Source organism: Streptomyces sp. NPDC057271 (assembly GCF_042668715.1).
In the GTDB taxonomy this organism is placed as follows: Bacteria; Actinomycetota; Actinomycetes; order Streptomycetales; family Streptomycetaceae; genus Streptomyces.
In genome coordinates this window covers 1-26686 of the sequence record NZ_JBHUYJ010000083.1, presented here as the reverse complement: position 1 = coordinate 26686, position 26686 = coordinate 1, and the positions used below count along the sequence as shown (strand labels likewise).

Sequence of the window (26686 nt, the reverse complement as noted above, 5' to 3'; positions counted from 1 at the left end):
AGTCTTCCTGGCGGTGCTGTGAGCTGTGCGGACCGCGACACGCTCGGCCCGCCTCTCCGTAGTCCTCGCCGTGCGGTAAACCAGTGGGGTGTACTGGTGGTGCACCCCACTGGTGCGTAGTATGCGTACATGCCTCTACCTCGATTCGATCGCCTCCCCGTCGAACGTCAGGAACTGATCCTCGGCGTGGCGCGCCGCCATTTCGCCGACCACGGTGTCGAGGCCGCCTCCTACAACAAGATCATCGAGGCCGCGGGGTTCTCGAAGACCGCGGCCTACCACTACTTCGACGGTCGGGAGGACCTGCTCTCCGCCGTGCTCGACGGCGTGCTCGGACGACTGCTCGGCGCCCTTGGCCCCTGGGTCGCGGTGCACGAGGAGGCGGCGTTCTGGTCCCGCCTCGACGCGAGCGCCGGCGCACTCGCGGCCCATCTGCGAGACCACCCGGACGATCTGGCCCTCGCCGGCGCGGCCATCGCGAACACGCGTGAGCGGCCGTGGCTGGAGTGGTTCGACGACCTGGTCTCGAACGGCCAGAGGTTGGGCGTCATCCGTACCGACGTGGATCACGGGCTGCTGGTGACGGTGACGGCGGCGGTCGTTCAGGCCGCCGACGCGTGGGCGCTCGCACGCATGAAGGCTTCGCCCACGCCCGCAGGCCCGGTGGAAGGTGATGAGAGCGCACAGCTGTGGGGGCTGCTGCGCGGTCTGTGGAGCGAGACCACGTCAGTCTTCGACGAGGGGGACACCGATGCGCACTGACCTGAAGATCGTCTGGGACATACCCGCGACCCCGCCCGGGATCGCGGGCCGTGTGGAGCGGTTCATGGGGCCGGGCAAGTCACGCTCCGAGTCGGGGGTGGAGATCGCCGGCCTCGTCGGCTGCGGCCTGCTCCTGGCCTTCGGGGTGTGGACCTCGGGGGCCTGGCACGAGTTGTCGGGAGTGCAGATCGTCGTGGTGGCCCTGGCGGGACTGGATCTCATCGGCGGAGTGCTCACCAACGCGACCAACGCGGCGAAACGCTGGTATCACCGCCCGGCTCCCGGGGCCAGACGGGCGCGGTTGCTGTTCGTCGCCGCGCACCTGATCCACCTCACGGCCATGGGATTTGTCGTCCTGTCGGGTGACTGGCGTTGGACGCTGGCCAACGGTGCGCTGCTGCTCGCCGGAGCGGCCGTCGTGGAGTTCGCGCCGCTGCACCTCAAGCGGCCTGTGTCGATGGCGGCCCTGATGGCCGCTGTCCTGGTCAATCTGTTCTGGCTGGAGGTTCCTGCCGCACTCGGTTGGTTCGCACCGCTGTTCTTCCTGAAGCTGCTCGTCTGTCATCTCGTCCCGGAGGCGCCGCTGGAGAGGAGGCACCGTGTCTGAGGGCGCCCGGAAGTGGAGGATCGAGTCGAACCCGGATCCCGCCGCCTGCGCCCGCACCCTGGCTGTCGCCTTTGCCTGCGAGCCCGGCGTCTCGTGGATCTGCGGTGCCTCGGAGACTGTACGGACCCACTGGTTCGAAGCCACCCTGCGGGCCCACGCCACACTCCCCGGTGCCCTCCGGTACCTGCTCACGACTCCAGGCGGTCAGCCGGTCGCCTCGGCGGTCCTCACGCCGTCAGGGGCGGTGCCCAAGGCGTCAGTCCGTGCGGTCTGGGCGGCACGGACGGGCATGCGGTGCGGCCCGCCCGCCTTGTGGAGGACGTTGCGCTATCTGCACCGGAGTGAAGCCGCGACCCCGGCAGGCGCGTGGACGCTGGAGTTCATCGGGGTCCGGCCCGACATCGCGGGGCACGGCGCTGGACGGTTCCTCCTGGACCATGTGCTCGCGGCCACGGAGGCCCCTGCGGGCTTCTTCCTGACTACGGCCGACCCCGCGAACGTGCCCTTCTACCGCCGCTTCGGCTTCACCGATCTGCAGCGGACGGTGCTGGGGCGGCTGGACGTCACGGCGATGGCGAGACCGGGTATCGCCTGACCGATCAGCACTCTCATGCCCGTCCCGCTCGATCCCGTGGCAGGAATGCGGGGCCTGCGAGGCCGGTGGTCCTGGTGGCGCCGGCACGCATCCACGCATCCACGCGTGCCGGAGTGCTCGCGGCTCGGGCCTGCAGACGGATCCGCCGCGGATCGATTTCCTGATGTCGACACCCGCCACCGGCGCCACCGGCCCTGGCGCGGTGCCACTGCTCGGTTTCCTCCTGTTCGCCGACGGCGATGAGCCGAGCAGCTGCCCAGACGACGGCATCCGCCCGAGACAGGCAGACGATCCAGGTCTGCGAGGGGGTGCGACGGTGGCCGGCCCGGGGCGTGTGTCGGAAGTCTGTGCAGTGGCGGTCACGGCGTAGTACTTCTGGTGAGACAGAGAGACATGTTGTTGTTCTGAGGTGGAGTGTCGATGGCCGTTCGCCGTGTCGTGCCCAACATCCAGTCAGAGGCTGCGCAGGAGAGCCGGGAGTTCTATGGCCTGCTGGGCTTCGAGGAGGTCATGAACCACGGCTGGATCATGACGCTCGCTTCCCCGTCCAGCCCGGCAGCGCAGATCAGCGTCATGACCAGCGACAAGACCGCGCCTGTCTCTCCCGACATGAGCGTCGAGGTGGACGACGTGGATGCGGCTTACGCGGTCATGCGGGAGAGCGGCGCGGAGATCGTTCACCCCTTGCAGGATGAGGAGTGGGGTGTGCGGCGGTTCTTTGTCCGTGACCCCGGCGGACGGGTGGTCAACGTGCTGGGCCACCGCTGACGGTCTCTCACGCGCCCGGGTGAACGTGCTGCTCACAGCCGCCCGTTGACGGCTGCGACCAAGGTGGTTGCTTCGTAGCGGACGGCGGGTCTCTCGTGGTTGTGTGGCCACGGCCCGGTGCCTCTCGAGGCGGTTGATGCCGCACTCCACCGCACGGCGTTCCCCATAGCCGGTCTTGCCGGTCCTGTCGGACTTCGGCGGACGGCCGCGCGGGCGCCGAGCCTCCTGCGGTGGCGGGCGTGATCGGCCTCGTCCGGGATGGTCCGTGGCCGGCGCCCGGTCCCGTCGCGATGCGCACCGCCCCGCGCGGAACTCCGTTTGACGCAGGGTCTCTTCCCCGCCGTGGGCTCAACTGCGCCTCTGATCAAGGCTTCACGCCACGAGGAGAGGCCGATGTGTCGAGTGCCCTAAGGGGAAGGAAGGCCTCCGCCGGAAGGTGATCTTTTTACTTGAAGTGCTCGGTGTAATCAGGTCCAATGAGTCACCCTCAGTAGGTGCCCGGACCACGGAAAGCCCGTCATGACCCACCACAGCCCGTTGCACGCGACTGTCCCGCAGCTCCGGGCGGCGAGACGGCCGCCCGTCCCTCTCGGCGACGTGAACGGCACCGTGACCGCGCTTCCCACCGCGGCGGAGCGAGCTTGGCTCGACAGCTTCCAGAGCGCCCGTCATCTGGCCGACGCCGATGTGCGGCGGCACGAACGACGGAACACACTGCACACGTTGAGGGGCCTCCAGGTGCTCGCCCGGTTCGCGGAGGAGCGGGCGGACGCCTTCGCGACCTCCAACGGGGTGCCGCTCGCCACGGTCGAGGCGATCACGCGCCGGATCGGTGACCCCCTTGTCCGCGCCCAGGCGGTGGGCAAGCTGATAGCCGCGGCCGAGCGCGGCGTGGACTTCCGGCTCGGCCCCGCCTCCTGGCTGCCCGACGGCCTGGAGGGGGCGGGGGAGATCGGCGCCGTCTTCGGCAACCTCGTCGACAACGCCCTGGACGCCGTCGCCGGCACCGGACGGCCGGAGCCCCGCGTCGAGGCCGTCCTCCGGTACGACCGGGGCACCGTCGATCTCTCCGTGCACGACAACGGGCCCGGTGTGGCGCCCCACTTGTACGGCTGGGTCTTCGAGCGGGGCTCCTCGACGAAACCGGCCTCGCCCGCCCGCCCCCGGGGTATCGGCCTCGCGCTGGTGCGTGCCGTCGCCGAGGCGCGGAGCGGATCGGTCGAGGTGAGGGGCCGGGAGGGCGGCGGCGCCGTCTTCGCCGTCCGGATGCGCGCCGCCGAGCAGCACCAGGGGGCCCGTCGGCGCGTGTCGCCATGCCAGGCGGACGCGGGCCCGTCGAGGCGGCTGCGGGAGGACCGGTGATCAACGTGCTCGTCGTGGACGACGACTTCTACGTGGCGAAGATCAACGCCCACTACGTGTCCGAGACACCCGGCTTCCGAGTGGCGGGAATCGCCCACGGCGCGGCTCCCGCCCTTGCGGCCGTCGAGCGCGGCGGCATCGACCTCATCCTGCTCGACCAGCACCTCCCCAACGAGAGCGGCCTGTCCGTCGCCCGCCGCATTCGCAGCCTGGACCTGGACGTCGACATCGTCATGGTCACCGCCGACCGCAGACCCGCATCCGTCCGAGCGGCCCGCCGCGCGGGGGTCCTGCACTACCTCGTCAAGCCGTTCACCTCCGAGAGCCTCCGCGAGAGGCTGGAGTCGTACGCCCGGACGCGCACCGCGTTCGACGACACCGCGGAGATGGACCAGGACGCCGTCGACAGGTCCCTGGGCGGCCTGTGCACTCCGGACGCGGGGCGGGACCTGCCCAAAGGATTCTCCGACCGCACCGCGGACCTCGTCTCGCGCGTGGTCGAGGAGCACGGGGCCCGGCGCCAGCTGACCGCCCAGGAGGTGTCCGAGCTGACGCGGATCAGCCGCTCGACCGCGCAGCGGTACCTGAAGTTCCTCGCCGACAGCGGGCGGCTGCGGCTCACCCTCAAGTACGGCACCAGCGGCCGGCCCGAGCACCTCTACTCCCGGGCGTGAGCCGGACCCGTCCCGGGCCCCTGGCTCCTGGCCTCGACCACGCGACAGGAATCCGATAGTGCCGATACGAATTCTCCCCGAGCCCGGTCCCACCCGGATGCTGACGCTCATCACCATGGTGATGAGCCTGGGGCAGGGACTGTGGATGGCTCTGAGCGCCATCTACGCGGTGACGGTCGTCGGCCTGTCACCCGGCGAGCTGGGCATCGCCCTGGGCGTCGCCGCCGTCCTCGTCCTGATGTCCAGCATCCCGCTGGGTCACCTCGCCGACCGCGCGGGACCGCGCACCGTACAGCTGTGGTCGTTCCTCGCCCTGGCTCCGCTGACCGCGGCCCTGGTCGCGGCAGAGGGCTTCTGGTCGTACCTGATCGTCACCTCCGTGCAGGGGCTCGCCTACCGGGCCGGCAACAACGCCCGCAAGGCGATGATCGCGGCCAACGTGCCCCGGGAGGACCGGGTGCACGTCATGGCGTACATCCGAGCCGCGGTCAACGCGACCCTGGCGGTCGGCGCCTGTCTGGCCGGCCTCGTCCTGGTGTGGGACGAACGTGCCGGCTACCAGAGCGCCGTGCTCTTCACCGCCCTCTGCTTCCTGGTCACGGGACTGCTCACGCTCAAGGAGCGGGCGGTGCCCCCTGCGCCCGCCTCGCCGGGCGCGGCCTTCTCGGTGCTGCGGGACACCCCTTTCCTGGCGTTCACCGTTCTGGACGGCGCCCTCGTCACCCACGCCCTGCTGCTCGACCTCGTCCTGCCTCTGTGGGTCGTCCACCACACGGATGTGCCGCGTTGGACGAGCGCGGCGCTGCTGCTGCTGAACACCGTGCTGGTGGTGGCCCTCCAGACCCGGGCCGCGCGCGGCGTCCGGGACCCGAGGTCCGCGTCCTTCGCGAGCCTCCAGGGCGCCGGCTGCGTGGCGGGCGCCTGCCTGCTCTTCGCCCTCACCGACGGCGCGGAGGTCATCGCGGCCTGCGTGCTGCTGGGCGTCGGCGCGCTGCTGCACGCGCTCGGGGAGATCCGGCAGGCGGCGGGCAGCTGGACCATCGTCTTCGACCTGGCGCCCGACCACGCGCAGGGCCAGTACCAGGGCACATACAAGATGGGCGGGGACATCGGCAAGATGTTCGCCCCCGCCGTCCTCACCTGGCTGATCATCGGCCACGGTGCCATCGGCTGGGTCGTCCTTGCCGTGGCCTACGCGGTGCTGGGCGCCGCCGTTCCTGCGGTCGTGGCCTTCGGCGCCCGCAGGAGGACCCCTGCGAAGGACCCCGCCACCGTCTGAGCGCGCCTCCGCGGTATACCCGTACGTCCCACGGCGACGTGCCCCCACCCGGGGCACGTCGTCTTCGCGTCTTCTGCCGACGGCCGCCGCCCCACGGAGAAGGCGCTCCCCGGCCCGCCGGACAGGCCCTCCGCAGGCCCGCGGGGGAAACGAGCAGAACACGCTTTTACCGGCCAAGGATGTTTAGCGCGGCAGTGCGCACAACCGGGACCGAACCCCGGGGCCGTCGCTAGCTTCGTGCGCAATCCGCCGTCGACGAGTTCGGACAGACATGACCACAGCATCGGACGTACGCCTGGGCGCCGGGCTCCTGAAGCACGCGCTCGTCCAGCCGGACCGCATCGCGTTGAGCCTGGGGCGCCGTGCGTACAGCTACGCCGAGGCCGCGACCACGGCGCGCCGCTGGGCCGCCCTGCTGGTCGAGGCCGCGGGTGGCCGGCCCGCCCGGGTCGGGGTCTTCGCCCATCGCAGCGAGGCCTCCTACCTGGGGGTCGCCGCCGCGCTGTGCGCGGGCGCCGCGTTCGTCCCGCTGAACCGCAGGTTCCCGGCCGAGCGGACCCGCTCGATGCTGGAGCGCGCCGACGTCGACGCGATCGTCGTGGACGCGGCCTCCCTGCCCGGCCTCGCCGACCTGCTGCGGGGCCTGCCGCGCAAGCCGGTCGTGCTCCTCCCCGACGTCGAGCGGGCCCAGGCCGGGGAGCTGGGCGACGTACGGGTCCTGGACTCCCGGGACCTGGCCGTCGCCGCGCCGCTGGAGGAACTCCCCCTGGTCGCGCCCGAGGACATCGCCTATCTGCTGTTCACCTCCGGCAGCACCGGCACGCCCAAGGGCGTGCCCGTCACCCACGGCAACGTCCGCGCGTTCCTCGACGCCAACCAGGAGCGCTACCGCCTCACCCCCGAGGACCGGCTGACGCAGACCTTCGACCAGACCTTCGACCTGTCGGTCTTCGACCTCTTCATGGCCTGGGAGAACGGGGCCCGGCTGTGCTCGATGGACCCCATCGAGCTGCTGTCGCCGTTCAAGTACCTGGAACGCAACGGCATCACCGTCTGGTTCTCCGTGCCGTCCGTCGCCGCCGTCCTGCGGCGGCGCGGGGTGCTGCGCCCCGGGACGATGCCCACGCTGCGCTGGAGCCTGTTCTGCGGCGAGGCGCTGCCCCGCGAGACCGCCGAGGCGTGGCAGGCGGCCGCCCCGCAGTCGGTCGTGGAGAACCTGTACGGACCCACCGAGCTGACCATCGCCTGCACGGTGCACCGCTGGGACCCGGTGACCGGGCCGGCGGCCTGCGTCCATGACAACGTGCCGATCGGCCGCCCCTACCCGGGCCTGCACCCGCTGGTGATCGGCGCGGACGGCACCCCGGTGGCGGACGGTCAGGTGGGGGAGCTGTGCATGGCCGGCCCGCAGACCACCCCCGGCTACTGGCGGGCTCCCGAACTCACCGCCGAGCGGTTCTTCCCGTACGAGGGCCGCACCTACTACCGCACCGGCGACCTGGTGCGCCGGCAGGACGACGCCTACGTCTGCCTGGGCCGCAACGACCAGCAGGTCAAGATCGGCGGCTACCGCGTCGAACTGGGTGAGATCGAGGCCGTCCTGCGGCGGGCCGGCGCAGTGGAGGCGATCGCCCTTCAGTGGCCCGACACCCACACCGTGACCGCCGTCGTCTGCGGCGACGTCGACCCCGCGGCGCTCACCGCGGCCTGCGAGGCCGCGCTGCCGCCGTACATGACGCCCGCCCGGATCCACACGGTCGCCGAGATGCCCGTCAACGGCAACGGCAAGACGGACCGGGGCGCGCTGCGCGACCTCCTCCGGACCGACCTGTGACCACCGCCCCTCCGCCCCCTTCCCGCCGCGCTCCCCGAAAGGCCATCGTGAGCACAGTCGACCAGCTCGTCGCCCGCACCCTGGGAATCACCGAGGACCGTCTCACCGCCGATCTCGCCTACCAGTCCGTCCGCGAGTGGGACTCGCTCGGCCACGTCGCGCTCATGGTCGCTCTGGAACAGGAGTACGGCGTCGAGGTCGACGACGACCTCATGCTGGAGCTGCGCACGCTCGGCGCGGTGCGCGCCTTCGCCGACGGCCTGAGCGACACCGCGGCTACCGTGGCCTCCACGGTCACCGCGGAATCCACGGCCACCGCGGGCTCCCCAGGCGCCGCGGATTCCCCAGCCCCCGAAGGCTCCACGGTCACCGCGGAATCCACGGCCCCCGCGCCCCGCACGGTCGCCGGGAGCCCCGACGTGCCGACGCCCGGCGGCACCGTCCACCGGGGTCTGGAGGGCGTCACCTTCGACCAGTCCGCCGTCACCCTCATCGACGGTGCCGAAGGCATCCTGGAGTACCGGGGCTACAGCATCCACGACCTGGCCGAGCACGCCTCCTTCGAGGAGGTCGCCCACCTGCTGGTCCACGGCCACCTCCCCGACGCGGCCGCCCTCGAGGTCTTCACCAAGCAACTGCGCGCGGCCCGCACCCTGCCCGCACCGGTCCTGGACCTCGTCCGGTCCCTCGCGCACGCCCACCCGATGGAGGCACTGCGCACCTGCGTCTCCGCGCTCGGCGCGTTCGGCCCCCGCCGGGCGGCAGGCGCCGACGAGAGCTACGCGGAGGCCCGCGAGGCCGGGATCGAGCTCATAGCCCGCATCCCGATGATCGTCGCCGCGCACCACGCCTTCCGCAGCGGCCGTGAGCCGCAGTGGCCCCGCGAGGACGCCGGCCACGCCGAGGCGTTCCTCACCGTCCTGCTCGGCGAAGAGCCCACGACGGCCGCCGTCCGCGTCATCGACAAGGGCTTCGTCGTCCACGCCGACCACGGGTCCAACGCCTCCGCGTTCACCGCCCGCGTCGCCGTCGGCTGCCGCGCCGACATGACCGCGGCGCTCACCGCCGCCATCGCCGCCTTCTCCGGTTCGGTGCACGGAGGCGCCGCCGAACGGGTGATCGGACTCGTCGACGAGGTCGGCGCGCCCGAGAACGCCGAGGCCCGCGTCGCCGCCCTCCGAAGCCGGGGCGAGCCCGTCATGGGCTTCGGCCACCGCGTCTACCGCACCGAGGACCCTCGCGTGCGCCACCTGCGCGCCAGCGTCGTCGAGCTGAGCGAGGAGCGCGGCGACCGCACCGGCCTCGACATCCTGGACGCGGTCGCCGCCGCGATGCGGCCATGGCAGCGGCACGGCGTCGCCGCCAACGTCGACCTGTACGCCGGGCTCTCCTACCGTCTCCTGGGCCTGCCGGACGACCTGGCCGTCGCCCTGTTCGTCGTCGGACGGACGCCTGGCTGGGTGGCCCAGGCGCTGGAGCAGCACGCCAACAACGTCCTGATCCGCCCGCTGCTCGCCTACGCCGGCCCGCGCGGCCTGACCTACCCCGAGGGAGCCACGCGATGAGCACCGCGTCCGTCTCGTCCCCCCTCCCGGCGCGGCTGCCGGACTTCGCCGCCGAGCACGGCTTCGACCTCGGCGCCCTCCCGTACACCGGCCGCGTCCTGCTGGAGTCGCTGCTGCGGGGTGGAGACCCCGCGCAGGCCGCGGTCCTGGGCAAGCGCCTGGCGCTCGGCGAGGACCCGGCCCTGGAGATGCCGTTCCGCCCCGCCCGCATCCTGGTGCAGGACTACACCGGCATCCCGCTCCTGGTCGACCTGGCCGTGCTGCGCGACCGGGTCGCCGAGCCCGGCCGCGTCAACCCCGCCCTCCCCGTCGACGTGGTCGTCGACCACTCGGTGCAGACCGACTGGGCGGGCCGCCCGGACGCCCTGGGCCTGAACGAGGCCCTGGAGATGTCCCGCAACCGCGAGCGCTACGCGTTCCTCAAGTGGGCCGAAGGCGTCTTCGACGGGGTGCGGGTGATCCCGCCGGGGCGCGGCATCGTCCACCAGATCAACCTGGAGCAGCTGGCCACCGTCGTCGCCGAGGGCCCCGACGGCTCCCTGATGCCGGACACCGTCCTGGGCACCGACAGCCACACCACCATGGTCAACGGCTTGGGCGTGCTCGGCTGGGGCGTCGGCGGCCTGGAGGCCGAGGCGCAGATGCTGGGCCTGGCACAGGCGATCCGCATCCCCCCGATCGTGGGGGTCCGGCTGACCGGCACCGTCAGCCCGGGGACCTCGCCCACCGACGTGGTCCTGGCCCTGACCCGCCGCCTCCGCGAGGAGAACGTGCAGGGCCTGATGGTGGAGTTCACCGGCCCCGGCATCGACGAACTCTCCGCGCCCGATCGCTGCACCGTGGCCAACATGGCCCCCGAGTACGGCGCCATGTCGGCGTTCTTCCCGGTGGACGAGGAGACCCTTGGCTACCTGCGGCGCACCGGGCGCGACGAGCCGGCGGTGTCCCGGGTGCGGGAGTACTGCCGGGAGCAGCGCCTGCTCCGTCAGGGCCCCGAGCCCGTCTTCGGGCGGACCCTCACCTTCGACCTGAGCGAGGTGGGCCCGGGCGTCGCCGGCCCCAGCCGCCCCGACCAGCGCATCTCCCTGGGCCAACTGCCGGATTCGCTGGCCGCGCTCTGCCCGCGGGGCCTGCGAAGCGAGGCCGGTGTCCAGGACGGTGACCTCGTCATCGCCGCCATCACCTCCTGCACCACGACCTCCAACCCCAAGGCCATGCTCGCCGCCGGCCTGCTCGCGAAGCGGGCCGTCGAGCGGGGCCTGCGCGTCCCCGCCCACGTCAAGACCAGCCTGTCGCCCGGCTCCAGGGCGGTCACCCGCTACCTGGCCGACGCAGGGCTCCTCACCGACCTGGAGACGCTCGGCTTCCACGTCGCCGGGTACGGCTGCATGACCTGCAACGGCGGCAGCGGCCCCCTCAACGAAGGCGTCGGCGAGGCCGTCGACCGCGGGGACCTGACCGTGGCCGCCGTACTGAGCGGCAACCGCAACTTCGCCTCCCGGGTCCACAGCCAGGTCCGCGCCGGCTACCTCGCCTCACCCGCCCTGGTCGTGGCACTCGCCCTGGTCGGCGACGTCCGCACCGACCTGGAGAGCCGGCCTCTCGGCGTCGACCGTGACGGCCGGCCCGTCCACCTGCGGGATCTGTGGCCGCATGCCGGCGAGCTGCGCGAGCTGGAGGAGCGGTACGTCACCCCGGAGGTGTTCGCTGCCGACCGTACGCCGCAGCCCGCGTGGGAGTCGATCACCGCCCCCGACAGCGAGGTGTACGCGTGGGACGAGACCTCCACCTACATCCGTCCGCCGGCCTACGTGGACTCCGAGGGTGGGCTTCCCGCCCTGAGAGGGGCCCGCGCCCTGGTGGCCCTCGGCGACCATGTCAGCACCGACCACATCTCTCCCGTCGGCGCCGTCCCGGCAGCCTCCCCGGCCGGGGAGTACCTGCGGGACAGGGGCGTACGGGACTTCAACTCCTACGGCTCCCGCCGGGGCAACCACGAGGTGATGGCCCGCGGCACGTTCAGCAACCCGCGCCTGCGCAACCTGCTGGTGGGCGACGGCGACAGCGGCGGCACCACCCTGCACCTGCCCAGCGGTGAGCGGCTGCCCGTCCACGACGCCGCCCGACGCTACACCGGGAGCGGCACCCCCCTGATCGTCCTGGCGGGGCGCGGCTACGGCATGGGCTCGTCCCGCGACTGGGCCGCCAAGGGGCCCTGGCTGCTCGGCGTCCGCGCGGTCCTCGCCGAGGACTTCGAGCGCATCCACCGGGCCAACCTGTGCGCCATGGGCATCCTGCCGCTGCTCCTGCCCGCCGGGCGGAGCTGGAGCGAGCTCGGCCTGACGGGCAGTGAGGAGTTCGACATCGACCTGGGGCGGGTGCGCGAGAGCGGCGAGGCCCACGTCACGGCCGACGGCATCGCCTTCACCGTACGGGCGGACGTGCGGTCGGCCGGCGAGTGGGACGTCCTGCTGGCCGGCGGCACCCTGCCCTACCTGCTGCGGACCATGGGCGCACGGCAGGAGGACACGGCATGACGCACATCCTGGACACGCTGGGCCTGCGCACGGCGGCCGAGGCCGATGCCCTCACCGCGGCCGCGAAGACCTTCGTCCCCGTCCACGCCGGCACCCACGACCTGCCCGTCGGCACCCTCCTGGACGCGCTGGCCGAGGACCCGTCGCTGCTGCCGCCGCGCACCGGCCACCTCGGAAACTGGGAGGACATCGCGGCCGGACGGGCCGGACCGATGGACTTCAACACGGCTGTCTGCGGCGGCGGGCACGGCTACCCGCTGATCTACGGCTTCACCCGCACCGAGGCCGACACCGAGGGCGGCGACGAGGCCTACCAGCCAGGCTCCCTCATCGACCAGGGCAAGCGGCAGGTCCTGCCGCTGCACACCTGGGACGGCTCCCGCTTCGTACGCCGCGACCGCTCCACACCCCTGTTCTGTCCTCTGGTCCAGGCCGAGGTGGACGGGCATCTCGTCCCCCTGGTCGACCTGCACAAGCAGCGGATGGCGGCCCTGCCTGGCTATCGCTTCCGGCACTGGGCCACCGCCCTGACCGACCGCGCCGCCCTGGTGACCGACATGCTCACCCTGCTCCTGGAAGAGGCCGCAGCCCAGGGCCGCAACCAGGCGTTCGCCGAACTGATCAGCCAGGCGGTGCGCCTGGACGGCGAGGTGGCCCGCTGCCGGGTGCGACCGGAAGGCACCGGCTACCTGCTCGAGGACCAGTACTACCCCTCGGCGCGCTCCCTGGCCGAGGCGGTCATGGTGACGGTCCACGCGTTGGTGGACCCGGCCGCGTTCATCGCCCGCCTGCCCGAACTGCCGCCGCTGCTGCCGGTGATGTCCCTCCAGCTCACCAACGTCCTGTTCGCGCTCCTGGACATGCACCACCCCGACGTCCCGGCCGGCCCTCCGGAGCAGCCCTTCATCACCCACCTGCACTGGGGCGCGCGCGCCATGGCCGGCTGCCCGCCCCGGCGCAACGGCTACCTGACCCGGCGCTCCACCGTGCGCTCCCTGCGCGCGATCACCGACCCGCTGGTCGAGCACTTCGAGGCCGCCCGCCCCGTGGCGTTCGTCCTGCTGCCCGCCCAGACCTTCATGCTGTGCCCGCCCAGCACCTCGCCCCGCGACATCGACCTGCTGGCCGACCTGGTCGCCCGGCTCAGGGCCGCCGACCCCGGAGCCGCCCACGACACGACACTGCGCTGGCTGGAGGGCCACGCCGAGCTGCTCTCGCCGTACCTGCGCGGCCGGTTCGCCGGCGGCAGCGGGGTCCCGGCCGACGGCACCGTGCGGGAGCCCGCCGTACCGGTCGAACCGGACGGCTTCCGCGCGCTCACGTTCCGTCAGGCCTGCGGGGCGGTCGCCGCGTTCGAGGAGGTCCTCAGGTGAAGCTCGTCCACCGCGAGATCGTCATCGCCCTGCGCGAACCCTTCGTGAGCAACACGGGCGTCACCACCCGGGTGCGCCAGCGCGTCGTCGAGCTGACCTGGCGTGACCTGAGAGGCCTCGGCACCGCCCGCGACGCCGACCCCGCCGAACTCGACGCCTGCGCGCCCGCGCTCGCCGGAACGTCGCCGTTCGGGCTGCGCGCGGCGCTCGACGGGCTGCCCGACGTCGGCGCGGCGACCCGGTCGGCCGTCGACATGGCCCTGCACGACCTGCTCGGCAAGGCCACCGGCCGGCCGCTGCACCAGCTGCTGGGGCTCGGCGGCCTGCCCGTACCGCCCACCGCGCTGTCCATCGGCGCCTGCCCCGACGACGAACTGGTCCGCCGGGGCCGGGCGCTCGCTCACTGGCCGGTCCTCAAGCTCAAGCTCACCCCGCGGGACGACGGCAGCCGCGCCGGGGTCCTCCGCTCCGTCTACCCCGGACGTATCCGCGTCGACGGCAACGGCTCGTGGGACCGCGAGCAGGCCCTCAGGGTCGCGGAGGAGCTGCACCGGCACGATGTCGAGATCCTGGAGCAGCCCGTCGCCCCCGGCCGTCTCGACGACCTGCGCCACGTCCACGAGCACTCACCCGTCCCGGTCTTCGCCGACGAGGACTGCGCCACGCCCGAGGACGTCCTGCGGCTGCGCGGACACGTCAGCGGCGTCAACATCAAACTCGTCACCTGCGGCGGCCTGGCCGAGGCCCACCGCATGATCCTGCTGGCCCGGACCTGCGGTCTGCGGACCATGCTCGGCTGCAAGGTGGAGAGCGCGCTGGGCGTCTCCGCCATGGCACAGCTCGCCCCGCTCGCGGACCACCTCGACCTGGACGGCCCCGTCGGCCTCCGCGACGACCCGTTCACCGGGATACGGATCGACGACGGCGCCCTCGCCCTGCCCACCGGCCCCGGCATCGGCGCCGCTACCCTCCATCAGACCCCGATCACCTGGGACAAGGACTGACATGCGCCTTCGCTGCGCCGTACTCGACGACTTCCAGCAGGTGGCCACCACCGCCGCCGACTGGAGCCCCCTCAAGGACCGGGTGGAGGTCGTCAGCTTCCCCGAGCACTTCGCCACCGAGGACGAACTCGCCTCCGCTCTCGACGACTTCGACATCGTCGTGACCCTGCGCGAACGTGTCGGCTTCTCTGCCTCTCTCCTCGACCGACTGCCCCGCCTGCGCCTGCTCATCGCCTCCGGCATGCGCAACAGCGTCATCGACCACGCGGCGGCCGAGCGTAACGGCGTCACCGTCTGCGGCACCGCCAGCACCTCCACCCCGCCCGTCGAGCTGACCTGGGCCCTGCTGCTGGGCCTGGCCCGGGGCATCGTCACCGAGAACACGGCGCTGCGCACCGGCGGCCCGTGGCAGTCCACCGTCGGCGCCGACCTCCACGGCCGGACCCTGGGCCTCCTCGGCCTGGGCAAGATCGGCAGCCGGGTCGCCCAGGTCGCGCTCGCCTTCGGCATGGACGTCCAGGCCTGGAGCCAGAACCTCACCGACGAACGCGCCGCCGAGGTCGGCGTCCGGCGGGCCCCCAGCAAGGAGGAACTCCTTGCCACCAGCGACTTCGTCTCCCTGCACCTCGTCCTCGGCGACCGCACCCGCGGCCTGATCGGCCCCGCCGAACTGGCGCTCCTGAAGCCGACCGCCTACCTGGTCAACACCTCCCGGGCGGGCCTGGTCGATCAGGACGCCCTCCTGGACGCCCTGCGGGAGGGGCGCATCGCCGGCGCCGGCCTGGACGTGTACGACGTCGAGCCGCTGCCCGCCGACCACCCGGTGCGCACCGCGCCCCGCCTCCTGGCCACCCCCCACCTGGGCTACGTCTCCCAGAACAACTACCGCACCTACTACACCCACGCCGTCGAGGACATCCAGGCGTACCTCGCAGACGCGCCCGTCCGCCTCCTCGGCTGACCTCGCCCCGCCCGTCCGCCTCCTCGGCTGACCCCGCCCCGCCACCGCCTTCCGCCCCGCCCTCTCTCGACCTTGGAGATTCCCCGGTGAGCCCGCACCGCCGCATGATGAAGCTCGGCGCCTTCCTTCCCGCGCCCGGGCACCACATAGCCGCCTGGCGGCACCCCGAAGCCCGCCCCGACGGCGGCCTGGACTTCGACTACTACCGTTCCCTGGTGCAGACCGCCGAGCGCGGCATGTTCGACATGGTCTTCCTGTCCGACGGGGCCGGAGTGCGGACCAGGTACAAGGACGCCGACGAGCTGAGCCGCCAGGGCCGCATGGTCCACTTCGAACCGCTGACCCTGCTGTCCGCGCTCGCCGTGCACACCCGGCACATCGGCCTCACCGCGACCGCGTCCACCACCTACAACGAACCCTTCACCCTGGCACGGCAGTTCGCCTCCCTCGACCACCTCAGCGCCGGCCGCTCGGGCTGGAACGTCGTGACCTCCGCGACGGACGCCGAGGCGCGCAACTACCACCTGGACAAGCAACCCGAGCACGCCGCCCGCTACCACCGCGCCCGCGAGTTCATGCATGTCGTCACCGGGCTGTGGGACAGCTGGGAGGACGACGCCTTCCTCTACGACAAGGAGTCGGGCCGCTTCTTCGACCCGGAGAAGCTGCACATCCTCGGGCACAAGGGCGAGCACTTCTCCGTACAGGGCCCGTTGAACGTCGCCCGCCCGCCGCAGGGCCACCCGGTCATCGTCCAGGCGGGCTCCTCCCCAGACGGACAGGACTTCGCCGCCCGCTGGGCGGAGGTCGTCTTCACCGTCCAGCAGACCCTGGACCAGGCGCAGGTCTACTACCGCGGCCTGAAGAAGCAGGTCGCCGACCACGGCCGCGACCCCGACCACGTCAAGATCCTGCCCGGCGCCTTCATCGTGGTGGGCCGCACCCTGGCGGAAGCCGAGGACAAGTACGCGACCCTCCAGTCCCTCGTCGACCCGGTGGTCGGCCTCGGGATGCTCTCGTACCAGCTCGGCAACGTCGACCTCACCGGATACCCGCTGGACGGCCCCCTGCCGGAACTGCCCGCCATCGAGGGCAGCACCAGCAAGCAGCAGGTCATCTACGAGCAGGCCCGCAGGCAGGGCCTGACCATCCGTGAGCTCTACCTGGCCGTCGCTGCCGGACGCGGGCACCGCTTCCTGCTCGGCACCCCCGAGACCATCGCGGACGAGCTGGAGGACTGGTTCGTCAACGATGCCGCCGACGGCTTCAACATCATGCCCGACTACCACCCGGGCGGCCTTGACGCCATCGTCGACCTCCTCGTCCCCGAGCTGCAGCGCCGCGGGCTGGTGCGCACGTCCTACGAGGGCACCACTCTGCGGGAGAACCTCGGACTGCCCCGGCCCGCTGTCCTCCAGGTCCCGGCGAGCGGCGCATGACCGTCGACGCGACGGCCCTGCGCTCCGTCCTGCGTGCCCACCCCTCGGGGGTCACGGTCCTCACCGCCGCCGGGTCCGACGGCCCGGTGGGGGTGACCGTCACCTCCTTCACCTCGATCAGCGCCGAACCCGCTCTCGTCGCCGCCGCTCTCGCGGACACCTCCACCACGTGGGCGAAGATGGCGCACAGCGAGCACTTCGCGATCCACCTGCTCGGCGCGGACCAGGTGACCACGGCCCTGCACTTCGCCACCCCGGGTGTCGACCGCTTCGCCCCGCCGACCGACTGGTACCCCGGCCCGTTCGGCGTGCCGTACCTGGCGGCCTGCCGGGGCAGGCTGCTGTGCTCGCGCCACAGCACCGTGCGTCTGGGCGACCACCACCTGCTGGTGGGCGCCGTCGAGCAGGTCGAGCACGGCGAGCGGGGGGACGGCCTCGTCCACCGCCACGGGGATCTGCAGCCGGTCACGACTCCTCCTCCAGCAAGGACCTGACACATGCCCACCGTTCTGTTGTTCTCGCGCCAGCCGCTCAGGGGCCGCCCGCTCCAGCAGTGGCTCGACCACCCCCGGGACGTCGTCCTGATCACCACGCCCAAGGCGGTCGACGGCGCCGAGGACATCCTGGCCGCCTCCTTCCCCCGTCACCGGCTGGTCGACGACTACCACGGCTGGGCGACCGAGGAGGTCGCGGAGGCAGCCGCCCGCGAGTACGGGGTGGACCTGGTGGCGAGCACGAGCGAGAGCGACGTGCTGCGGGCCGCGAGGCTGCGGGCCCGGCTCGGCCTGCCCGGACAGGACATCGCCTCGGCCACCGCCTACCGCGACAAGGTGGTCATGAAGGAACTCGCGCGGGCCGCGGGCGTACGGGTTCCGGCGTTCGCCGCCGTGGACAGCCCGCAGGACCTGCTCGACTTCGTCGACGCCCACGGCCTGCCCGTCGTCGTCAAGCCGCGTGCCGGTGCGGGCGCCGAAGGAGTGGCGTTCCTGCGCGAGCGCGCGGACATCACGGCCTTCTTCACGCGGGAACGCGGCTCCGAGGTGCCGTACCTGCCCGGCCAGTGGATGGTGGAGAGCCTCGCCCACGGCGCCTTCCATCACGTGGACGGCATCATGCGGGACGGCAGGATCGTCCACTCCTGGCCCGCCCGCTACACCGGCGGCCTCGCCGAACGCGTCCGTGAGAACCTCCACGCCGGCAGCACCCTGCTCGCTCCGGACGACGCCGTCACGCACGCCCTCCAGCGCATGGCCGCCGACGTCGTCGCCGCCCTGCCCCCGGCGCCGCACCCCCTCGCCTTCCACCTGGAGGCGTGGCTCGGCCCGGACGGGGTCCCCGTGCTGTGCGAGATCGCCAGCCGCGCCGGCGGTTCCCTCATCGGAGACCAGTACATCCGAGCCTTCGGCGTCCACCTGGCGCGCGAAGGGCTCCGGGCGCAGTGCGGGCTCCCCCTCACCCTCACCACGCAGCCGGCTGCCCCGTCCCGGGCCATCGGCCACGTCCTGCTGCCCCCCGGCCACGGCGTCTTCGTCCCTCCGGCCGTCCCGTGCCCGGTCCCCGGCGTGGAGCTGACTCTGATGCGCGAGCCCGGGGCGCACTGCCGGGGCGTGGAGAACGCCGCCGACGCGGCTGCCAGTGTCTTCGCCGAAGCCGACACCACCGACGCCGTGGAGTCCCGGCTCGCCGACGCCATGGAGTGGTGGAACCAGAACACCCGCTGGGACTGAGACGGCCCCGAGCCCGCCCCCGTCCTCCGTCCTCCGTCCTCCTCCAACCCGGAAGGGACAAGCCGTCTTGTCCGAGCACGTCCTGATCGTCGGCACCGGCCGCGATTTCCCCGCCCGCATCCGCGCCGCCCACCCGGGTGCCCGCACCACGGTGTTCTGCCGTCTCGACTCCGTCGGCCGGGTCCGCGCCCCCGGCGACAACGCCCGCGTCCTGGGGCTCCGCGACGACGCCCCGGAGCAGGAGTGGGTCGATCTGGCGGCGGCCGTGCACGCCCGGGACCCCTTCACCCGGATCGGCACCTTCGGTGAGCGCAACCAGCACCACTACGCCCGCATCGCCGAGGCACTGGGGCTCACCGCGCACAGCCCGGACACCGTCCGCCTGGTGCACGACAAGCAGGCCATGCGGGCCCGGCTGAGCGAGGCGGGCGTGGACTCCACCGTCGGCGTCCGCGTCGCCGACCTGGACGAACTGCGGGCCTTCGTCGGCCGCTATGGCCTGCCCTGCGTGGTGAAGCCCGTCTCCAACTCCGGCAGCGCCGGTATCACCAAGGTGACCAGCGAGAGCGAACTGGCCGAGGCCTTCGCACGGGCCGACGCCAGCTACCAGGGCCTGGCCCACGCGGGCGTCCTCGTCGAGGAGTTCCTCGACGGCCCGCAGTTCAGCGTCGAGGCCGTCTCGGAGGCGGGCGAGCACCAGGTCGTCGCCATCACCGCGAAGTTCTCCGACCCGGCCTCCTTCGTCGAACTCGGGCACGTCACGCCCGCGCCGCTCCCCGACGACGTCCGCGACGAGGTCCATGCCTACGTCGGCGCCGTACTCGACGCCCTCGGGGTGGAGTTCGGCCCCACCCACTCCGAGATCTGCCTCACGGAGAAGGGCCCCCGACTGATCGAGACGCACGTCCGCATGGGCGGCGACGAGATCCCCTCTCTCGTCCGGGACGCGACCGGCGTCGACGTGGACGACTGCGCCGCCCGCCAGACCCTGGGCGAGCACGTCATGCCGGCCGTCCGCGCAACGCTGGCCGAGGACCGTCCGGCGCGCTGCTCGGCCGTCTGGTTCGCGGCCCTGGAGGTCACCGGCGTCCTGGACCACGTCGGCCGCCTCGACGAGGCCCGGTCGCTGCCCGGCGTGACGGCGGTGCGCCTCCTCGCCGAGCCGGGGGCGGAGGTCGGCGGCCTGGCCTCCTCCGACTCGAGGGTGGCCTTCGCCCGCGCCCTGGCGGACACCCCCGAGGAGGCCGTACGCGCGGCGCGGGCGGCGGTGGAGCGCCTGGAGTTCACCCTGAAGGTCTCCGCCCGCCGAGGCCGGGCCGTCTGAACCACAACCCCCGCGGAGAGCTGCGCTGCCGGCCGCGACACCATCGCATCGCCCACGCCTTTCGGTGGCTCGGACACTCCATCGCCGACGATCACCCTCGGTTACTATGTCACTTCATGCCGGGAGCCGGCAGCAAGGGGCGCGGCGCCCTCGACGGTCTGCTGGGGGAGCGGGGAGACCGACGTTTCCCCGTGATCTCGGACACTCGATGCTTCCGCTGCGAGGGTGTGTACTCCGATCCGCGATCGGAATGCGCGATGCATCCGGCCTGGAGCGGGCCGCGTCCGGCAGCCGTCGTCAGTGCGTCGACGACCAGGGAGGCCCGGTGGTGGTCGGCCATCGAGTAGCCGAGGATCTCGCGGGTGGCCGGGTCCAGCCAGGTCGCCAGACACGGTCAGCAACCCTTGATCGTGTGAAGAGACGGCGGCGTTCTACTTCGTACGAACCAACCCCCCTGAGGGTCGTGGCGTTTCATGCGACTGGCGGTGGGTGGGGTGTCGGCGTCGAGGCTGCTCGACCCCGGGGCGCGGCGGCCGGGCTGTCCCCAGCGGCGGGCCGCTGCCGTTACTTCGCCCGGGTTGTCGCCCGTCCGTGAGGTATGTGTCATTCGCGATCCAGCGCGTCCGCACCTCGATGGCGTCACCGCACTGGTCATGGAGCGGGCCCGTTCCTCATATGGAAAAGGCGTTCGTCGAGACCGCGGCATCCATCCCCGTGCAAGGTACGGGCTCGTACTGAGCCGAGCCTGCACGCCGGCCTCAGGGAGACCGGGTCGAATCCAGCGGACAGGGGCGAGGTCTCCCTGCCCGCCCGGTTAGAATTCGGCGGCTCGCGTACCGCAAGGATCCAATAGGGGGTTTCGCGTGGATTTGTACGGAATCGTCGGTCCGCTGCTGCTCCTGTCGTCAGCGGCCGCCGGCGCCGGCGCGGCGCGGGCTCTTGATGATGCGTTCCGACGCCGTCCGTGGTCCCGCCCGCTGCGGGTTGCACTGCTACTGGCCTTCGCCTGCTGCACAACGGCCATGCTCGGCAGCGCGCTCATGTTGTCCCCTTGGTGGCCGTGGCTTTTCCTGACTGCACCCCCGTGGTTCCTGGCAGTGCTGGCCGTGGGCATACCGATGGCCTGCCGGCGGACACCAGCAGGAAAGCACGCCGGATGCCGCTCTTCTCCGCATCCGATGTCGTGGTCCGGACCAGACTTCACCTCACGTCCGCAATGACCGAGGACGCGGCCCGTCGCGCGACTGCCAGGAGCTTCCACTGGCGATCCGGCTGGCCGCCGCCCGCCTGCGCCACCGCCCGCTCTGGACCGTCGCCGACCTGGCGACACGGCTGCACCGGGGGAGCGGTCGGCCGAGCTGGAGGCAGGGGACGGGCGGCTGGCGGCTGCGTTCGCTCTCTCGTACCACCAGCCCGACGACGCCCAGCAACGCATGTTCCGTCACCTTGGCGTGTGCCCGGGCCCGGACGTGGATGCCTTCGCGGCGGCCGCGCTCAGCGGGCTGCCCCTGGGCGAGGCCGAGAGGCTGCTGAAGAGCCTGCTGGACGTGCACGCTCATGCAGCGGTTGCCTGGGCGCTACGTGTTCCACGACCTCGTCCGCGACTACGGGCGTCACCTCGCCGACGTGGAGGGGGAGCGGGGTGGCCGCTTCGGCAACGCCGTCGCGGTGAACACATGGAACACCTACGCCTGGACGCCGGCCTTGGCCAAGACCGGCGTCATCCCGCCACGCGCCGAGGGGGCGAAAGCCTGGCGGTGGGCGGCGGCTCCGAAGGACGGCTTCCATGTGCTTCGGCACACACCTACGCCTCGATCATGTTGGAAGCCGGGGAGTCCGTCGTGACCCTGGCTCGGTGGCTCGGACACTCCTCGCCGACGATCACCCTCGGTTACTATGTCACTTCATGCCGGGAGCCGGCAGCAAGGGGCGCGGCGCCCTCGACGGTCTGCTGGGGGAGCGGGAAGACCGGCTCGCCGGCCGAGATTCCCCAGATTCTCCCCAGCGCCGTCGACCGGTGATTCCTGCCTCTACGCCCCGGCGAAGTCGTCCGTGGATTGTAAGGCTGAAGAGATGGGTGGCCTGGGAACGTGTTGGAAGAGGTCGTAGCGACCCGCTATGTCACGCCCCTGCGTGAGGGTGGATCGCTCCCGGGGATCGTCGAAGCCGACGATCTCGGTACGTACGTCATGAAGTTCACCGGGGCCGGTCAGGGGCGGAAGACCCTGGTCGCCGAGGTCGTCTGCGGGCAGCTCGCGCGGCGGCTCGGGCTGCGGGTGCCGGAGCTGGTCGGCATCCAGCTCGATCCGGTCATCGGGCTCTCCGAGCCGGACCAGGAGGTCCAGGAGCTGCTCAAGGCGAGTGGCGGGCTCAACCTCGGGATGGACTACCTGCCCGGCTCGCTGGGGTTCGACCCGCTGGCGTACGAGGTGGACCCGAAGGAGGCGGGGAAGGTCGTCTGGTTCGACGCGGTGATCAACAACGTCGACCGGTCCTGGCGCAATCCCAACATGCTCGTCTGGCACGGCGACCTCTGGCTGATCGACCACGGCGCCACCATGATCTGGCACCACAACTGGCCCGGTGCCCAGGCCTCCGCCGCCAAGCCGTACGACGCCTCCGACCACGCCCTCGCGCCCTTCTCGCCGGACGTCGCCTCCGCCGCGGCCGAGCTGGCGCCCCTGGTCACGCGGGAGCTGCTGGAGGAGGTCGCCGCCGACGTCCCCGACGAGTGGCTCGTCGACGAGCCCGGGTTCGACAGCACCGACGCGCTGCGCCAGGCCTATGTGGACGCGCTGCTGCCGCGCGCCGCGACCGTCCACGAGCACATCACCCTCGGTCCGCGCGTCGAGCGCCGGCCCGCACAGCCGCCCGGCTGGCTGGCCGACCGCCTCGCCCCCCGGCCGCACTCCGTCGAGAAGGACCGCACCACGTGACCGACCGTGACGTCTTCGAGTACGCGCTGCTGCGCGTGGTGCCCCGCGTGGAGCGCGGCGAGTTCTTCAACGCCGGCGTGGTGGTCTACTGCCGCGCCCGGTCCTACGTCGCCGCCCGCACGCACCTGGACGAGACCAAGCTCCGGGCGCTCGACCCCGGCGCGGACGTCATCGGCGTACGGGCCGCGCTGCACGCCGTCGAGGGCGTCTGCCTGGGCGGGGAGGACGCCGGACAGGCGGCGCGCGACGACGCCGGCCGCCGCTTCCGCTGGCTGATCGCGCCCCGGTCCACCGTGGTCCAGCCGGGCCCGGTGCACACCGGCCTGACCGCCGATCCCGAGGCCGAGGTCGAAAGGCTGCTCGATCTGCTGGTGCGCTGAGCCCTGGCGCGCGATGCGGAGTGATCCGGTGCACCCGGTGGGCCGTTGACACCGGGTGCCAGGGCTTCTAGCGTCTCGTCTGCGGAAGGTACTAAGCGGTCGCTCATGTGTGGGACGCACCGTGTGAGCCGCATCCATGGATGATCCAAGGGCGAGGAGAACCAGCATGTCGACCACCGAGCAGCGCGTAGCCGTCGTCACCGGCGCGGCGCGGGGCATTGGCGCCGCGACCGCCGTACGGCTGGCCGCCGAGGGCCGTGCCGTGGCCGTACTCGACCTCGACGAGGCGGCCTGCAAGGACACCGTCGAGAAGCTCACGGCCGCGGGTGGCACCGCCATCGCCGTCGGCTGCGACGTCTCCGACAGCGCCCAGGTCGAGGCCGCCGTCGCGCGCGTGGCCACCGAGCTCGGCGCGCCGACGATCCTCGTGAACAACGCGGGCGTGCTCCGCGACAACCTGCTCTTCAAGATGTCCGAGGCCGACTGGGACATGGTCATGAACGTCCACCTCAAGGGCGCGTTCCTGATGGCCAAGGCCTGCCAGAAGCACATGGTGGACGCGGGCTTCGGCCGCATTGTCTCGCTCTCCTCGTCCTCCGCGCTCGGCAACCGCGGCCAGGCGAACTACTCGGCCGTCAAGGCGGGCCTGCAGGGCTTCACCAAGACCCTCGCCAAGGAACTCGGCAAGTTCGGCATCACGGCCAACGCCGTCGCCCCGGGCTTCATCGTCACCGAGATGACCGCGCAGACCGCCGAGCGTGTCGGCATGGGCTTCGAGGACTTCCAGGCCGCGGCCGCCTCCATGATCCCGGTGCAGCGGGTCGGCAAGCCGGAGGACATCGCCAACGCCATCGCCTTCTTCACGGGCGACGACGCGGGCTTCGTCTCCGGCCAGGTCCTGTACGTGGCCGGCGGCCCGCTCAACTGACGCCCGAGCGGGAAGAGGAGACGTACATGAGCACGAAGGAACTGCCCGAGCTCTCCGGCAAGGTGGCTCTGGTCACCGGAGCCAGCCGGGGCATCGGCTACGGCGTCGCCGAGGCGCTGGTCGCCCGCGGCGACCGGGTCTGCATCACCGGACGGGGCGAGGAGGCCCTCAAGGAGGCCGTGGAGCGCCTCGGCTCCGACCGGGTCATCGCCGTGCCGGGCAAGGCCCACGACGAGGCCCACCAGGCCGCCGCCGTCGACGCGACCATGGAGGCCTTCGGCCGGGTCGACTTCCTGGTGAACAATGCCGGAACCAACCCGGTTTTCGGCCCGATCGCCGAACTCGACCTGAATGTCGCACGTAAGGTCTACGAGACGAATGTGATCTCGGCCCTGGGATTCGCCCAGCTGACCTGGCGCGCCTGGCAGAAGGATCACGGCGGCGCGATCGTGAACATCGCCTCGATCGCCGGTATCTCCGCTTCGCCGTTCATCGGGGCGTACGGGATGAGCAAGGCGGCCATGGTCAATCTGACCCTCCAGCTCGCCCATGAATTCGCGCCGGTGGTCCGCGTCAACGCGATCGCCCCCGCCGTCGTGAAGACCAAGTTCGCCCAGGCCCTCTACGAGGGGCGGGAGGCGGAGGCCGCCGCGGCGTACCCGCTCGGCAGGCTGGGGGTCCCGGAGGACATCGGCGGGGCCGCCGCCTTTCTCACCTCCGCGCAGTCGGACTGGATCACCGGCCAGACGCTGGTGGTCGACGGAGGGCTTTTCCTCAACTCCGGTGTCGAGTGACCGATATCCGGACACTTTGCTGAATCCCTGACCGGTTTGACCCCGGTTAGTCGTTGAATGCAACAAGTGCCCCGCCAGGGTCGAACATTGACCTGGCGGGGCGCTGCGGTATGGTCGGCCGACCCATGGCTGAACGAGGAGCGTGCACGTGTTCAACCGGACCAGTCTGCAGGCCGCTGCAGCCCTTGCGTCCATATCCCTGGTGTCCGGATGCAGCCTGTTTTCCGATAATGCCTCCACCGGGGAGCAGAGGCTCGTCGTCGGCACGACGAGCTCTCCCACCACGCTTGATCCGGCAGCCGCCTGGGACAATTCCTGGGAGCTGTTCCGAAATGTCTTCCAGACATTGGTGAGTTTCCCGACCGGCAGCACCTCCCCGCAGTCCGATGCCGCGGACTGCAAGTTCACCGACACCGCCAGCCGGGTCTTCGAGTGCAAGCTCGAGGACGGTCTTACCTTCTCGAACGGGAACAGACTGGACGCGAAGGCGGTCCAGCACTCGATCGAGCGCATCCGGAAGATCGACGTCGAGGGCGGCCCGAACGGGATGCTCGGCTCGCTCGACAAGATCGAGACCGTGGACTCCCGTACGGTCGTCTTCAAGCTGAACAAGCCCGACGCGACCTTCCCCTTCGTCCTCGCCACTCCCGCCATGTCCCTCGTGGACCCGGCCGAGTACCCCGCCGACAAGCTCCGCGAGGACGGCGGCCTCACCGGCTCCGGCCCGTACGTCCTCGACTCGTACACCGAGGGCGACAAGGCCGAGCTGACCAAGAACCCCTCCTACAAGGGGTTCGCGGACCGCAAGAACGACGGCGTGACCATCCGGTACTTCGCGGAGTCCGAGCCGATGGTCCAGGCGCTGAAGAACAAGGAGATCGACGCCACCTACCGCGGCCTCACCGCCGAGGAGGTCGTCGACCTGCAGGACAGCGACGCCAACAAGGAGCTCCAGCTCGTGGAGTCCACCGGCGCCGACATCCGCTACCTCGTCTTCAACGCCCAGGACCCCTCGGTCGCCAAGGAGCCCGTCCGCAAGGCGATCGCCCAGCTCGTCGACCGTGAGGAGCTGGTCGCGAAGGCCTACAAGGGCACCGCGGAGCCGCTGTACTCCATGGTCCCCAAGGGCATCGTCGGCCACACCACCGAGTTCTTCGACCGCTTCGGCGAGCCCAGCGTCCCCAAGGCGCGCGACATCCTGCGCGAGGCCGGGATCAAGAAGCCCGTCGAGCTGACCTTCTGGTTCACCACCGACCGGTACGGCTCCGGCACCGCGCTCGAGTTCGCCGAGCTCAAGCGGCAGCTGGACGCCTCCGGGCTCTTCGAGGTGACCCTGCGCAGCAAGCCGTGGAAGGAGTTCGCCGCCGACTACCAGAAGGGGCAGTACCCGGTCTTCGGCCGAGGCTGGTTCCCCGACTTCCCGGACGCGGACAACTTCATCGCCCCGTTCGTGGGCAAGCAGAACGCCCTGGGCACGCCGTACCTGAGCCCCGAGATCACGGACGAGATCCTCCCGAAGTCGCGACGCGAGAGCGACCGCGGGGCGGTCGTGGCCGAGTTCCGCAAGGCCCAGGAGATCATGGTGGAGGACGTCCGGCTCCTCCCGCTGTGGCAGGGCAAGCTCTACATCGCGGCGAGCGAGGACATCGGCGGCGCCGAGCGCGCGCTCGACCCGCAGACCGTCATGCAGATGTGGGAGCTCAACCGCCGGGCCAGCTGGTAGGCGGCCCGAGCGGAACCGTTGATGCTCCTATTGCTGTCAAGCGGCTTGGAGCCACTTGCGGTAGGCGTGAGTGAGGTCGTCGTCCCTGCTGAGTCCTCTTTCGAGCCTGGAGAT

At 71.7% G+C, this 26686-nt stretch carries 24 protein-coding genes; 23 read left to right on the top strand and 1 reads right to left on the bottom strand.

Features of this window, described 5'->3' with window-relative positions; translation table 11 throughout:
* Positions 1–129: 129 nt before the first annotated feature.
* The 17 genes from ACFUJR_RS29215 to ACFUJR_RS29135 all read left to right on the top strand — a co-directional run bounded on the left by ACFUJR_RS29215 (position 130) and on the right by ACFUJR_RS29135 (position 19811).
* Positions 130–762 carry a TetR/AcrR family transcriptional regulator gene (locus tag ACFUJR_RS29215; protein WP_383171397.1) on the top strand — a complete coding sequence of 211 codons (633 nt, stop codon included), beginning with the start codon at positions 130–132 and terminating at the stop codon, positions 760–762.
* Positions 752–1369 carry a hypothetical protein gene (locus ACFUJR_RS29210; RefSeq protein ID WP_383171394.1) on the top strand — a complete coding sequence of 206 codons (618 nt, stop codon included), beginning with the start codon at positions 752–754 and terminating at the stop codon, positions 1367–1369. Before ACFUJR_RS29215 ends, ACFUJR_RS29210 begins: the two co-directional genes overlap by 11 nt.
* Complete coding sequence (locus ACFUJR_RS29205; protein WP_383171391.1) at positions 1362–1964, top strand: GNAT family N-acetyltransferase; 603 nt, start codon at positions 1362–1364, stop codon at positions 1962–1964. Before ACFUJR_RS29210 ends, ACFUJR_RS29205 begins: the two co-directional genes overlap by 8 nt.
* A 420-nt stretch (positions 1965–2384) precedes the next feature.
* Positions 2385–2732, top strand: a complete 348-nt coding sequence (locus tag ACFUJR_RS29200; RefSeq protein WP_383171388.1) for a VOC family protein — start codon at positions 2385–2387, stop codon at positions 2730–2732.
* Positions 2733–3251: 519 nt separating this feature from the next.
* On the top strand, positions 3252–4094 hold the full coding sequence (locus ACFUJR_RS29195) for a sensor histidine kinase (protein WP_383171385.1): 843 nt from the start codon (positions 3252–3254) through the stop codon (positions 4092–4094).
* Complete coding sequence (locus ACFUJR_RS29190) at positions 4091–4768, top strand: response regulator (protein WP_383171382.1); 678 nt, start codon at positions 4091–4093, stop codon at positions 4766–4768. The genes ACFUJR_RS29195 and ACFUJR_RS29190 overlap by 4 nt, the downstream gene beginning before the upstream one ends.
* 58 nt (positions 4769–4826) lie before the next feature.
* Positions 4827–6047, top strand: a complete 1221-nt coding sequence (locus ACFUJR_RS29185) for an MFS transporter (RefSeq protein ID WP_383450891.1) — start codon at positions 4827–4829, stop codon at positions 6045–6047.
* A 271-nt stretch (positions 6048–6318) separates the two neighbouring features.
* Positions 6319–7881, top strand: coding sequence for an amino acid adenylation domain-containing protein (locus ACFUJR_RS29180; RefSeq protein ID WP_383171376.1), 1563 nt, complete (start codon positions 6319–6321; stop codon positions 7879–7881).
* Positions 7882–7928: 47 nt separating this feature from the next.
* Positions 7929–9446, top strand: coding sequence for a citrate/2-methylcitrate synthase (locus ACFUJR_RS29175; RefSeq protein WP_383171374.1), 1518 nt, complete (start codon positions 7929–7931; stop codon positions 9444–9446).
* Complete coding sequence (gene acnA, locus ACFUJR_RS29170) at positions 9443–11983, top strand: aconitate hydratase AcnA (protein WP_383171371.1); 2541 nt, start codon at positions 9443–9445, stop codon at positions 11981–11983. Before ACFUJR_RS29175 ends, acnA begins: the two co-directional genes overlap by 4 nt.
* On the top strand, positions 11980–13356 hold the full coding sequence (locus ACFUJR_RS29165) for a DUF6025 family protein (protein ID WP_383171368.1): 1377 nt from the start codon (positions 11980–11982) through the stop codon (positions 13354–13356). Before acnA ends, ACFUJR_RS29165 begins: the two co-directional genes overlap by 4 nt.
* Positions 13353–14360 (top strand): enolase C-terminal domain-like protein, encoded by a 1008-nt coding sequence (locus tag ACFUJR_RS29160; RefSeq protein ID WP_383171365.1) that lies wholly within the window; start codon positions 13353–13355, stop codon positions 14358–14360. Before ACFUJR_RS29165 ends, ACFUJR_RS29160 begins: the two co-directional genes overlap by 4 nt.
* Position 14361: 1 nt before the next feature.
* Complete coding sequence (locus tag ACFUJR_RS29155; RefSeq protein ID WP_383171362.1) at positions 14362–15321, top strand: D-2-hydroxyacid dehydrogenase family protein; 960 nt, start codon at positions 14362–14364, stop codon at positions 15319–15321.
* An 86-nt stretch (positions 15322–15407) separates the two neighbouring features.
* Positions 15408–16760 (top strand): LLM class flavin-dependent oxidoreductase, encoded by a 1353-nt coding sequence (locus ACFUJR_RS29150; RefSeq protein ID WP_383171359.1) that lies wholly within the window; start codon positions 15408–15410, stop codon positions 16758–16760.
* Positions 16757–17254 (top strand): flavin reductase family protein, encoded by a 498-nt coding sequence (locus ACFUJR_RS29145; protein ID WP_383171356.1) that lies wholly within the window; start codon positions 16757–16759, stop codon positions 17252–17254. The genes ACFUJR_RS29150 and ACFUJR_RS29145 overlap by 4 nt, the downstream gene beginning before the upstream one ends.
* A gap of 3 nt (positions 17255–17257) precedes the next feature.
* Positions 17258–18487: an acetyl-CoA carboxylase biotin carboxylase subunit family protein gene (locus tag ACFUJR_RS29140; protein WP_383171354.1), complete on the top strand. Its 1230-nt coding sequence runs from the start codon at positions 17258–17260 to the stop codon at positions 18485–18487.
* Positions 18488–18554: 67 nt separating this feature from the next.
* Positions 18555–19811 (top strand): ATP-grasp domain-containing protein, encoded by a 1257-nt coding sequence (locus ACFUJR_RS29135; protein WP_383171351.1) that lies wholly within the window; start codon positions 18555–18557, stop codon positions 19809–19811.
* Between the two features lie 109 nt (positions 19812–19920).
* On the opposite strand, the gene ACFUJR_RS29130 is transcribed toward ACFUJR_RS29135, so the two are convergent.
* Entirely contained in the window at positions 19921–20151 is a 231-nt protein-coding gene (locus ACFUJR_RS29130; RefSeq protein ID WP_383171348.1) for a hypothetical protein, read from the bottom strand.
* A gap of 1217 nt (positions 20152–21368) precedes the next feature.
* On the opposite strand from ACFUJR_RS29130, the gene ACFUJR_RS29125 reads away from it, so the two are divergent.
* The 6 genes from ACFUJR_RS29125 to ACFUJR_RS29100 all read left to right on the top strand — a co-directional run bounded on the left by ACFUJR_RS29125 (position 21369) and on the right by ACFUJR_RS29100 (position 26572).
* Positions 21369–21656 carry a hypothetical protein gene (locus ACFUJR_RS29125; RefSeq protein WP_383450888.1) on the top strand — a complete coding sequence of 96 codons (288 nt, stop codon included), beginning with the start codon at positions 21369–21371 and terminating at the stop codon, positions 21654–21656.
* A 248-nt stretch (positions 21657–21904) separates the two neighbouring features.
* A complete protein-coding gene (locus ACFUJR_RS29120) occupies positions 21905–22747 on the top strand; it encodes a HipA family kinase (protein WP_383171424.1) in 843 nt (280 codons plus the stop codon).
* Positions 22744–23127 carry a DUF3037 domain-containing protein gene (locus ACFUJR_RS29115; protein WP_383171345.1) on the top strand — a complete coding sequence of 128 codons (384 nt, stop codon included), beginning with the start codon at positions 22744–22746 and terminating at the stop codon, positions 23125–23127. The genes ACFUJR_RS29120 and ACFUJR_RS29115 overlap by 4 nt, the downstream gene beginning before the upstream one ends.
* A gap of 166 nt (positions 23128–23293) precedes the next feature.
* Positions 23294–24055: a 3-oxoacyl-ACP reductase FabG gene (fabG, locus tag ACFUJR_RS29110; protein ID WP_383171343.1), complete on the top strand. Its 762-nt coding sequence runs from the start codon at positions 23294–23296 to the stop codon at positions 24053–24055.
* 26 nt (positions 24056–24081) lie between these two features.
* Complete coding sequence (locus ACFUJR_RS29105; protein WP_383171340.1) at positions 24082–24849, top strand: SDR family oxidoreductase; 768 nt, start codon at positions 24082–24084, stop codon at positions 24847–24849.
* Positions 24850–24997: 148 nt separating this feature from the next.
* Positions 24998–26572 (top strand): ABC transporter substrate-binding protein, encoded by a 1575-nt coding sequence (locus tag ACFUJR_RS29100; protein WP_383171337.1) that lies wholly within the window; start codon positions 24998–25000, stop codon positions 26570–26572.
* Positions 26573–26686 lie beyond the last annotated feature (114 nt).

Coding starts and splice junctions, on each gene's coding strand:
- ACFUJR_RS29215 (WP_383171397.1), top strand. CDS start 130: ATGCCTCTACCTCGATTCGATCGCCTCCCCGTCGAACGTCAGGAACTG.
- ACFUJR_RS29210 (WP_383171394.1), top strand. CDS start 752: ATGCGCACTGACCTGAAGATCGTCTGGGACATACCCGCGACCCCGCCC.
- ACFUJR_RS29200 (WP_383171388.1), top strand. CDS start 2,385: ATGGCCGTTCGCCGTGTCGTGCCCAACATCCAGTCAGAGGCTGCGCAG.
- ACFUJR_RS29195 (WP_383171385.1), top strand. CDS start 3,252: ATGACCCACCACAGCCCGTTGCACGCGACTGTCCCGCAGCTCCGGGCG.
- ACFUJR_RS29180 (WP_383171376.1), top strand. CDS start 6,319: ATGACCACAGCATCGGACGTACGCCTGGGCGCCGGGCTCCTGAAGCAC.
- acnA (WP_383171371.1), top strand. CDS start 9,443: ATGAGCACCGCGTCCGTCTCGTCCCCCCTCCCGGCGCGGCTGCCGGAC.
- ACFUJR_RS29165 (WP_383171368.1), top strand. CDS start 11,980: ATGACGCACATCCTGGACACGCTGGGCCTGCGCACGGCGGCCGAGGCC.
- ACFUJR_RS29155 (WP_383171362.1), top strand. CDS start 14,362: ATGCGCCTTCGCTGCGCCGTACTCGACGACTTCCAGCAGGTGGCCACC.
- ACFUJR_RS29145 (WP_383171356.1), top strand. CDS start 16,757: ATGACCGTCGACGCGACGGCCCTGCGCTCCGTCCTGCGTGCCCACCCC.
- ACFUJR_RS29140 (WP_383171354.1), top strand. CDS start 17,258: ATGCCCACCGTTCTGTTGTTCTCGCGCCAGCCGCTCAGGGGCCGCCCG.
- ACFUJR_RS29130 (WP_383171348.1), bottom strand. CDS start 20,151: ATGGCCGACCACCACCGGGCCTCCCTGGTCGTCGACGCACTGACGACG.
- ACFUJR_RS29125 (WP_383450888.1), top strand. CDS start 21,369: ATGCAGCGGTTGCCTGGGCGCTACGTGTTCCACGACCTCGTCCGCGAC.
- fabG (WP_383171343.1), top strand. CDS start 23,294: ATGTCGACCACCGAGCAGCGCGTAGCCGTCGTCACCGGCGCGGCGCGG.
- ACFUJR_RS29105 (WP_383171340.1), top strand. CDS start 24,082: ATGAGCACGAAGGAACTGCCCGAGCTCTCCGGCAAGGTGGCTCTGGTC.